This is a genomic window from Mesorhizobium sp. AD1-1 (assembly GCF_020164655.1).
Classification (GTDB): domain Bacteria; phylum Pseudomonadota; class Alphaproteobacteria; order Rhizobiales; family Rhizobiaceae; genus Mesorhizobium; species Mesorhizobium ciceri.
On sequence record NZ_JAIUGP010000026.1, the window covers coordinates 41,899 to 51,622 of the forward strand.

The window sequence follows — 9,724 nt, forward strand, 5'->3', positions numbered from 1 at the left end:
AGCCTTGACCTCTGTATTCAAGAAGTTCCGCCGGGACCTCAAATTTCGTTACGGCAGGCAACTGCGCCAGCTCAATTACTGGCTGGTGGCGCGGGCAGCGATGATGGTCATCTCGGTCCTGCGCCTGCTGCCGGCCGACAGTGCGCTGAATTTCGCCGACCGCGTCGCACGCCTGGTCGGCCCCCGGGTGGGACGCCATCAGGTCGCCGTCGACAATCTGCGCAAGGCCTATCCGGAAAAGAGCGAAGCCGAAATCCAAGCGATCGCCTCCGACATGTGGGGCAACATGGCCCGCTTGGCCGCGGAATACATTTTTCTCGACGCCCTCTTCGACTACGACCCCGCGGCCAGCGAGCCCGGCCGCGTCGAGGTCAAGGGAGCTGACCACTTCGTCGAAATAGCCAGCGAAGAGAAGCCGCATATCGTCTTTACCGGCCATCTCGGCAATTTCGAATTGCTGCCGGTGGCGGCCGCGACTTTCGGCATGAACATCACTGCGCTGTTTCGCCCGCCTAACAATCCCTATCTCGCCGACTACATCCTCTCGACGCGCCGCTCGACCATGGGCTCGTTGCTGCCATCCATGGCGGGCGCGTCATTCGCCCTGGCCGGGGTTCTGGAGAACGGCGGCAACATCGGCATCCTTGTCGACCAGAAATTCTCCAATGGACTGGAGACGACATTCTTCGGCCGTCCCTGCCAGAGCAATCGCGTGCTGGCCACCCTTGCCCGCCACTACGACTGCGACGTCTATCCGGCGCGCTGCGTCAGACTGCCGGGCAACCGCTTCCGGCTCGAAATCGAGGACAAGTTGACCTTGCCGCGCACCCCTGACGGCAGCGTCGATGTCCGCGCCACCACCCAGCGTCTCAACGACGTCGTCGAACGCTGGGTGCGAGAAGATCCCGGCCAGTGGATGTGGTTCCACAAAAGGTGGGAGATCAGCGGCGGGCGTCGAAAGCGACCGCAGGCAAAGGCGGTCCCAAACGCTTAGGCAGAGCTGCTGGCATGGGGTTAGCCCAGCGCCAGCAGACAACAGCGAACCTGAACCGCCTTAGTTGGTGACGACAATGCGCGTGTTGCCGAAACCCACTTCCCGCACCATCGAATAGAACGTGGCGGCATTGGCCGTGTGCAGCCTCACGCAGCCATGCGACGCCGGCCGGCCGAGCTGCCTGACGGCGCCGGTTCCATGGATGGCATAGCCGCCATGGAAGAACACCGAATAGGGCATCGGCGACATATGGTATTTGCGCGAATACCACATCCTGGCCGTGCGCTGCGGCCGATAGGTGCCGCGCGGCGTGAAATAGCCGGTGCGGGCGGTGGAGACACTCCACCGGTAAACCGACGCGCCATATCTGACGGTCATCGTCTGCGACGACACGTCTATATTTGCAACGAGGCTGGCTGCCCAGCCCTGCCCCGAAGCACCGAACAGCATCGCAACAAACATGGTTGCCATGAGAACTGTCTTTTTCATGCGATCAAACCCCTTTGATTGCCCCTAACCTGCCTGCCTGATTGTTTTTCATCTTTTTAATGGCAGATGCACGGGCTAACACGCACACCTTGACCAATTCGCCAATCCAAAGCAGCGAATTTGAACGATTTCCCGCAATAGTTGCCGCAACGACACGCCGCACCGGCTTGATCGCCGGCGGGCTTGCAAAACCGCTGGGATCGCTGCTCAACTCTGCGCATGAACCAGCGACTCCTCCAGGCAATCGATGACAGGCGCGACGACGTCGTCGCGCTGACCGCCGAACTGATCCGTTTTCCGACTATCAATCCACCCGGCGAGGCCTACCGGCCATGCGCCGAATATCTCGGCGCGCGGCTGAAGAAGAGCGGTTTCGAGACCGAGTTCATCCGCGCCGAAGGCACGCCCGGCGACACCGACCGCTACCCGCGCGTCAATGTCGTTGCCCGTTTCGACGGGAGATCATCAGGCGCCTGCGTCCACTTCAACTCGCATATCGACGTGGTCGAAGCCGGCGATGGCTGGACCGTCGATCCCTTCGCCGGCATCGTCAGGGACGGCAGGGTCTATGGCCGCGGCGCCTGCGACATGAAGGGCGGTCTTGCCGCCTCTATCATCGCAGCCGAGGCCTTCCTGGAAGTCTTCCCTGATTTTCCCGGCGCCATCGAAATATCCGGCACCGTCGACGAGGAATCCGGCGGCTTCGGCGGCGTCGCGCATCTGGCCAGGCTCGGCTATTTCTCAAAACCCAGGGTCGACCATGTCATCATTCCCGAGCCGCTGAACAAGGACCGCATCTGCCTCGGCCATCGTGGCGTCTGGTGGGCGGAGATCGAGACCAAGGGCGAGATCGCGCACGGCTCGATGCCGTTTCTCGGCGACAATGCGGTGCGCCACATGGGCGCCGTGCTGCGGGCTTTCGAGGACGAACTGTTTCCCGCGCTCGACCGCAAGATGACGCGCATGCCGGTCGTGCCCGAAGGAGCAAAACGCTCGACCATGAACATCAACTCGATCCATGGCGGCCAGACCGAGGATTTCCGGCCCGGCCTGCCGTCGCCCAACGTGCCCGACTCCTGCCGGATGACCATCGACCGCCGTTTCCTGCTCGAGGAGGATCTCGACACCGTCAAAGGTGAAGTGACCGGCATTCTCGACCGGTTGAAACGCGAGCGGACAAAATTCGACTATGAAATCCGCGACCTGATGGAAGTGCTGCCGCTGATGACCGAGCGCGACGCGCCGGTGGTCAAGGCGGTTGCGCAAGGCATCATGGCGATCTTCGACCGCGAACCCGATTATGTCATTTCGCCCGGCACCTATGACCAGAAGCACATAGCTCGCATCGGCCATATCTATGATTGCATCGCTTATGGGCCTGGCATTCTCGACCTCGCCCACCGGCCGGACGAATGGGTCGGCATATCGGACATGGTGGAATCGGCCAAGGTGATGGCGATAGGGCTCAACGTGCTGCTGCGCGGCACAGCCACGGGATAAGGTGTGCACCGCGACAAGCTTCGACTGCCGATGCGGTCGCCAGGACAAAAACATTCCCGGCCACGCCAAGGGGCAGAACGAAACGCAATTTACTCCGTGGCGAAATCACGCTTCTATCGCTCGGGTTCGAGCACGTGTCTGAACGCATGGGGAGTTGCACGATGAAATTGTGGAAAACCATTCTGGCGGCCGCGGTGCTGTCACTGGCCGCCGGCACCTCTGCGTTCGCCGCGCGAACCGACCTGGTCATCGGCATTCCGCTCGAACCCCCGCATCTCGATCCGACCGCCGGTGCCGCCGCAGCGATCGACGAGGTTCTCTATGCCAATGTGTTCGAAGGCCTGACGCGCATCGGGCCGAATGGCGAGGTGCTGCCGGATCTGGCCGAAAGCTGGACCATTTCCGATGACGGCAAGGTCTACACCTTCAAGCTGCACACCGGCGTGAAATTCCATGACGGCACCGACTTCGATGCCGCCGACGTGAAATTCTCGCTCGACCGGGCGCGAGCCGACAACTCCGTCAACGCACAAAAGGGCCTGTTCGCCGCCATCGACAAGGTCGACGTCGTCGATCCGGCAACCGTCAAGGTCACGCTGAAGAACCCGCAGGGCTCGTTCCTCTACAATATGGGCTGGGGCGACGCGGTGATCGTGGCGCCGGAATCTGCCGACACCAACAAGGAAAAACCGATCGGCACCGGCCCGTTTAAGTTCCAGAGCTGGGCCAAGGGATCGTCGATCACGCTGGTCAAATCGGACAATTACTGGGGCACACCGGCGTCGCTCGACAAGGCCGAGTTTCGCATCGTGCCGGATGCCGCGGCCTATGTGCCGGCGCTGCTCTCGGGCGACATCCAGGCTTTCCCGTTCTTCGATGCCGACAGCGTCGCCCAGGTCAAGGACGACCCGCGCTTCAAGGTGGTGATCGGCGCGACCGAGGGTGAGACCATCCTGTCGATCAACAACAAGAAGCCGCCTTTCGACAAGCTGCAGGTGAGGCAGGCGATCTCTTACGCGCTCGACCGCAAGGCCATCATCGACGGCGCCTCGGCCGGCCTCGGCCAGCCGATCGGCTCGCATATGTCGCCGGCCAACAAGGACTATGTCGACCTCACCGGCCGCTACCCGCATGATGTCGCCAAGGCCAAGGAATTGCTGAAAGAGGCAGGCCTCGAGAACGGCTTCAAGGCGACGCTGAAACTGCCGCCGCCCACCTATGCCCGTCTCGGTGGCGAAATCATCGCCTCGCAGCTTCGCGACGTTGGCATCGATCTGGAAATCATTCCGGTCGAATGGGCACAGTGGCTGGACCAGGTATTCACTAAGAAGGATTACGACCTGACGATCGTCTCCCACACCGAGCCCAACGACATCGATATCTATTCGCGCAAAGACTATTACTTCAACTACGACAACCCGGCCTTCGACAAGGTGATTGCCGATCTCGGCGTCACCTCCGACGAAGCCAAGCGCAAGGAATTGCTGGGGCAAGCGCAGAAGATCCTGGCCGACGATGCGGTGGTCGGCTTCCTCTATGAATTGCCGAAGATCGGCGTCTGGGACGCCAGGTTGCAAGGGCTGTGGGAAAACGCCCCGATCCAGGCCAATGATTTGACCAAGGTGAAGTGGAGCGAATGATCCCCCACCTTCCATGACCGCCTACCTCCTAAAACGCCTCGCCATCGCCATCGCCACGCTGGTGCTGGCTTCCATGGTGGTGTTCGCCGTCCTGGAGATCCTGCCCGGCGATCCGGCGCGGCTAATGCTGGGCATGAATGCCAGTGCCGACCAGGTCGAGTTGCTGCGCAACCAGATGGGCCTCAACGCGCCGCTGGCTTGGCGCTATCTGCACTGGGCGGGCGGCCTGCTCAGCCTCGATTTCGGCCGCTCCTACACCTATTCGGTGCCGGTCATCGATCTGGTGCGCGAGCGGCTGGCCGTCTCGCTGCCGCTGGCGCTGATTGCGCTTGCGCTCTCCACCGTCATCGCGATTCCCGTCGGCCTGTTTTCCGCCAGCCGGCGCGGACGCGCCGGTGATACGATTTCCATGGGCGCCGCACAGCTTGGCGTCGCCGTGCCCAATTTCTGGTTCGCGCTGATGCTGATCTATGTCTTCGCCGTCTGGCTGCGGCTGGTTCCTGCTGGCGGCTTTCCCGGCTGGAGTGCCGGCGTCTGGCCAGCCTTGAAGTCGCTGCTGCTGCCGGCGTTGGCGCTTGCCTTGCCGCAAGCCGCGATTCTGGCGCGCGTCACCCGCTCGGCGCTGATCGAGGTGCTGAACGAGGACTATATCCGTACCGCCCGCGCCAAGGGTCTGCCCTACCGAGCTGTGCTGTGGCGGCACGCGCTGCGCAACGCCATGATTCCGGTGCTGACCATTCTGGGCCTGCAGTTCGCCTTCCTGCTTGCCGGCACCATCATCATCGAGAATGTTTTCTATCTGCCCGGCCTCGGCCGGCTGGTGTTCCAGGCCATCACCCAGCGCGACCTGATCGTCGTCGAAAGCGTCGTCATGCTGCTGGTCGCCGCCGTCATCGCCGTCAATCTGCTGGTCGACCTTTCCTATGCGGTCGTCGATCCGCGCCTGAGAAGCCGGCAATGACACTGCACATCGACATATCAGAAGAGACGTTCGGCAGCATCCTGGGCAAGGCGTTCGGGAATACCGCCTTCGTTGCCGGTTTCGCCATCACCCTGCTGATCCTGGCAATGGCTGTCGTCTCCTATCCCTGGACGCCCTATGACGTCACGAAACTGGTGATATCGGATAAGACGCAAGCGCCCTCGCTGGCGCACTGGTTCGGCACCGACCATTTCGGCCGCGACATCCTGTCTATGGTCATGGTCGGCGCCCGCAATTCGATTGCCGTGGCGCTGGTCGCGGTCGGCATCGGCATGGGGGTCGGCGTGCCGCTCGGCGCCTTTGCCGCGGCACGCGGCGGCCTCGTCGACGAGGCGCTGATGCGGCTGAACGACCTCGTCTTCGCCTTCCCGGCTTTGCTGTCGGCGATCATGATCACCGCCATCTTCGGGCCGGGCGCCGTCAACGCCATCATCGCCATCGGCATCTTCAACATCCCGGTCTTTGCGCGCGTCGCCCGGGCCGGCGCGCTGGCGATCTGGCCGCGCGAGTTCATTCTCGCCGCACGCGCCGCCGGCAAGAGCAGCACGCAGATCACAATCGAACATGTGCTGCCCAACATCGCCACGCTGCTTCTGGTGCAAGGCACCATCCAGTTCGCTCTGGGCATCCTGGCCGAGGCCGGGCTTTCCTATCTCGGCCTGGGTGCGCAACCGCCAATGCCGAGCTGGGGCCGCATGCTGTTCGACGCGCAGACCCGCATGGTGGTGGCGCCATGGATGGCGATCTTTCCGGGCATGGCGATCGTTGTCGCCGTGCTGGGGCTGAACCTCCTGGGCGACGGCATCGCCGACATCCTCGATCCGAAATCGCGGCGGCAGCGATGAGCCTGCTCGACATCGAGAACCTGTCGCTGACCATCGGCGACACGCAGATCCTCAAGGGTGTGGAGCTTTCCGTCGCGCCCGGTGAGGTGATGGGGCTGGTCGGCGAATCCGGTTCCGGCAAATCGATGACAGCGCTGACGGTGATGCAGCTTCTGCCCCATGCCGCGCGCGCCAGCGGACGTGTCACATTCGACGGCATCGACATCCTGGCAGCAACCGAGGACCAGATGTGCGCGCTGCGCGGCGACGACATCGGCATGGTGTTCCAGGAGCCGATGACGGCGCTCAATCCGGTCAAGACCATCGGCGAACAGGTTGCCGAAGGCATACGCTGGCACACCAGGGCCAGCCGCGCCGAGGCCGAAGACCGGGCGCGAAAAATGCTCGACCGTGTCGGCTTGCCCGAAGCGAAATTCCCGCTGTCGCGCTATCCGCACGAACTGTCGGGCGGCCAGCGCCAGCGCGTCGTCATCGCCATCGCCTGTGCGCTGAAGCCGAAGCTGCTGATCGCCGACGAACCGACGACGGCGCTCGACGTGGTGCTGCAGGCACAAATCCTTGATCTGTTGCGCGACATCGTCGCGGAGAGCCGCATGGGCCTGCTGCTGATCTCGCATGACCTCGCCGTGGTGACCGAGATGGCTGACCGCATCACCATCCTGCGCCGCGGCGAGGTGATGGAAGCCGGCGACACCGCACGCACGCTATCCGAACAGCTCCACCCCTACACGCGCCAGTTGGCGCAGGCCTCGATGCATGTGCCGGCGCGCGCCAGGCCGCATGGCATCGAGACGGGCCGCCCTTTGCTTCAGGTCGAGGGCGTGACCCGCGACTATCCCGGCCGGCGCACTTCGCTGTTCAAGCGCGCGCCTGGTATCCGCGCCGTCGACGACGTCTCGCTGTCGATGGCGCCGAGTCAGTCAGTGGCACTGGTTGGTCGCTCCGGCTGCGGCAAGTCGACGCTCGCCCGCATGATCCTGGCGCTGGATCGGCCGACATCGGGCTCAATCTCGTTCCGCGGCGGGACCATAACCGGCAAGAGCGAAGCCGAGTTAAAGCCGGCGCGACGCGATATGCAGGTCGTTTTTCAAGATCCCTATGGCTCCTTCGACCCGCGCCAGAAGGTGGAAAAGCTGGTTGCCGAACCCCTGCATGTGCTGGAGAAAAAGCCGACGCGCGCCGAGTGCCGCGAGATGGTGGCGCATGCCCTGCACGAAGTCGGCCTCGGCATCAGCGACATGGACAAATACCCCCATGAATTTTCCGGCGGCCAGCGCCAGCGCCTGTCGATCGCCCGCGCCATCATCACCCGCCCCAAGCTGGTCGTTGCCGACGAGCCGGTCTCGGCGCTCGATGTCTCGATCCGCGCCCAGATCCTCGATCTGTTCGCAGAGCTCAACCAGAAGCTCGGCATCGCCTACCTCTTCATCACCCACGACCTGACCGTGGCCCGCGCCATCACGGACGAGGTGCTGGTCATGCATGACGGCAAGATCGTCGAGCGCGGCAAGACGAGCGAAGTGCTCGACCACCCGCAGTCCGAGGCTGCCAAGGCGCTTGTCACCGCCGCCCCTGACTTGCACCGGGCGATCGCGGAGCGGCTGCGGGAGCAAGGCTGATCAGGAGAGAAGGCGGCCCGATCACTCCTGCGTCCTGACCACATCGACCGGACTGATATCGAGCAGGTCGAGCGTGCGGCGCAGCAGGCGGATCTCGCTCTCGGCCAGTTGCGAATCCGCCTTGGCGATCTCCGCCATATGTTTGGCCAATTGCCGGCGCCGCTCGACGTCGAGATCGCGGAACAGTGCAATCGCCTGCGAGCCATTGGTCTCGTAGCCGAACTCGTTGAGATATTCGATGACGCTGTCGATGCTGCTTTCCGGAATGCCGAAGGCATCCTTGCAGATGCGCCGGAAGGCAACCATTTCGCTCTCGCTGACCGACCCGTCGGCCAGGATCATGCGAAACAGCATCAGCAGTTCCGCCGATAGGACCGGATCGTCCGCCACCTTGCGCACGCCGGGGTCGCCGTCGAATATCTGACGTATCTGGTCCAGCAATGCGAATGCCATCAGGAGCCTCTTTCCGGGTTAACTACACAAACACAATCCAGGCGCGATGCGCTAGGATAGAGGTAGCGCGGAATCGATCTTGCGCAAACAGGGCGGCCGTGGTCGAACGCCCGATATTTCAGCCAGCCGGACACCCTCATACATCAGATGATCGACCTTAGCATCCAGACCGTCGCCATGCTCGCTTTCGCCGCTTTTGCCGCGGGCTTTGTCGATTCGATCGCCGGCGGCGGCGGGCTGATCACAGTGCCGGCGCTGCTGCTTGCCGGCTTCACGCCGGTCCAGGCGCTCGCCACCAACAAACTGCAAGGCATGTTCGGCTCGGGCTCGGCGACCATCCACTACGCGTCGAAGGGTCATGTCGACCTGCGCCGGCAATTGCCGTCGGCGCTTCTGGCCCTTGTCGGCAGCGCCATCGGCGCCTTGCTGGCGACGATCGTGCCGGGTGACATACTGCGGGCTGCCCTGCCCATCGTGCTGATCGCCATCGCGCTCTACTTCGCGTTCAAGCCCAACATGAACGATGTCGACCGCGCCGAGCGCCTGTCGCCGTTCCTGTTTGGATTGACCTTGGTGCCCGCCATCGGCTTCTACGATGGCCTGTTCGGGCCAGGCGCCGGCTCCTTTTACATGCTGGCCTTCGTGGCACTTGCCGGCTACGGCGTGCTCAAGGCGACGGCGCATACCAAATTGCTCAACTTCGCCTCCAACATCGGCGGCTTCATCGTCTTCGCGGCCTTCGGCGTCGTCTACTGGAAGATCGGTCTGATGATGGGCGTCGCCCAGTTCCTCGGCGCTCGCGTCGGCGCCAGCCTGGCCATGCGCATCGGCGCAAGACTGATCAAGCCGCTGCTGGTGATCGTATGCCTGGCGCTTGCTGTGAAGTTGCTGGCTGACCCGGCGAACCCGCTGCGGGCCTTGATTGGTGTGTGATCCCGCGCCCTGATAGGATGCCGCTGTTCGAATCATGTTGGAGAGGCAGACATGAATCTTAGCGCACCTACCCAGATCGTTTTTATCATCTCCGTTGTTATCGCCATCATCGGCGTTCTCGCCGCGCTTGGCGTTCTCTCATTCATTCCACTCGCATCGGTGTGGATCGTGCTTATTGCTTTCATCGTGCTTGCCGGCGGCTGCTTGATGCGCGGCGCCTGACCATTTCCCTTGAAGTGGGGACGAGGAGCGGCCCGCCCAAAACCCCG

At 63.0% G+C, this 9,724-nt stretch carries 11 protein-coding genes; 8 read left to right on the top strand and 3 right to left on the bottom strand.

Annotation, left to right across the window (positions count from 1 at the left end; all coding sequences use genetic code 11):
- The first annotated feature begins 4 nt into the window (after positions 1 to 4).
- Positions 5 to 994: a lipid A biosynthesis lauroyl acyltransferase gene (locus LB519_RS30415; protein WP_224621879.1), complete on the top strand. Its 990-nt coding sequence runs from the start codon at positions 5 to 7 to the stop codon at positions 992 to 994.
- 60 nt (positions 995 to 1,054) lie between these two features.
- Here LB519_RS30415 and LB519_RS30420 read toward each other — a convergent pair whose 3' ends face one another.
- On the bottom strand, positions 1,055 to 1,483 hold the full coding sequence (locus LB519_RS30420) for a L,D-transpeptidase (protein ID WP_013531220.1): 429 nt from the start codon (positions 1,481 to 1,483) through the stop codon (positions 1,055 to 1,057).
- A 4-nt stretch (positions 1,484 to 1,487) separates the two neighbouring features.
- The gene (locus tag LB519_RS30425) at positions 1,488 to 1,694 is read right to left on the bottom strand and encodes a hypothetical protein (protein WP_127224121.1); all 207 of its coding nucleotides are present in this window, start codon (positions 1,692 to 1,694) and stop codon (positions 1,488 to 1,490) included.
- Between the two features lie 8 nt (positions 1,695 to 1,702).
- Between LB519_RS30425 and LB519_RS30430 the strand changes: the two genes are divergently transcribed.
- The 5 genes from LB519_RS30430 to LB519_RS30450 all read left to right on the top strand — a co-directional run bounded on the left by LB519_RS30430 (position 1,703) and on the right by LB519_RS30450 (position 8,069).
- Positions 1,703 to 2,983, top strand: coding sequence for an acetylornithine deacetylase/succinyl-diaminopimelate desuccinylase family protein (locus LB519_RS30430; protein ID WP_224621880.1), 1,281 nt, complete (start codon positions 1,703 to 1,705; stop codon positions 2,981 to 2,983).
- Between the two features lie 161 nt (positions 2,984 to 3,144).
- Positions 3,145 to 4,623, top strand: a complete 1,479-nt coding sequence (locus LB519_RS30435) for an ABC transporter substrate-binding protein (protein ID WP_224621881.1) — start codon at positions 3,145 to 3,147, stop codon at positions 4,621 to 4,623.
- A 13-nt stretch (positions 4,624 to 4,636) separates the two neighbouring features.
- Complete coding sequence (locus LB519_RS30440; protein ID WP_224621882.1) at positions 4,637 to 5,584, top strand: ABC transporter permease; 948 nt, start codon at positions 4,637 to 4,639, stop codon at positions 5,582 to 5,584.
- Positions 5,581 to 6,450: an ABC transporter permease gene (locus LB519_RS30445; RefSeq protein WP_224621883.1), complete on the top strand. Its 870-nt coding sequence runs from the start codon at positions 5,581 to 5,583 to the stop codon at positions 6,448 to 6,450. The genes LB519_RS30440 and LB519_RS30445 overlap by 4 nt, the downstream gene beginning before the upstream one ends.
- Positions 6,447 to 8,069 (top strand): ABC transporter ATP-binding protein, encoded by a 1,623-nt coding sequence (locus tag LB519_RS30450; protein ID WP_224621884.1) that lies wholly within the window; start codon positions 6,447 to 6,449, stop codon positions 8,067 to 8,069. Before LB519_RS30445 ends, LB519_RS30450 begins: the two co-directional genes overlap by 4 nt.
- Before the next feature lie 21 nt (positions 8,070 to 8,090).
- Here the strand turns inward: LB519_RS30450 and LB519_RS30455 are convergent, their stop codons facing one another.
- Complete coding sequence (locus LB519_RS30455; RefSeq protein WP_224621885.1) at positions 8,091 to 8,522, bottom strand: TerB family tellurite resistance protein; 432 nt, start codon at positions 8,520 to 8,522, stop codon at positions 8,091 to 8,093.
- Positions 8,523 to 8,669: 147 nt separating this feature from the next.
- Between LB519_RS30455 and LB519_RS30460 the strand changes: the two genes are divergently transcribed.
- Together LB519_RS30460 and LB519_RS30465 are read left to right on the top strand one after the other, a co-directional pair.
- Positions 8,670 to 9,455, top strand: a complete 786-nt coding sequence (locus LB519_RS30460; RefSeq protein WP_013531213.1) for a TSUP family transporter — start codon at positions 8,670 to 8,672, stop codon at positions 9,453 to 9,455.
- Between the two features lie 51 nt (positions 9,456 to 9,506).
- Entirely contained in the window at positions 9,507 to 9,677 is a 171-nt protein-coding gene (locus tag LB519_RS30465) for a hypothetical protein (protein WP_013531212.1), read from the top strand.
- The last annotated feature ends 47 nt before the right edge of the window (positions 9,678 to 9,724 follow it).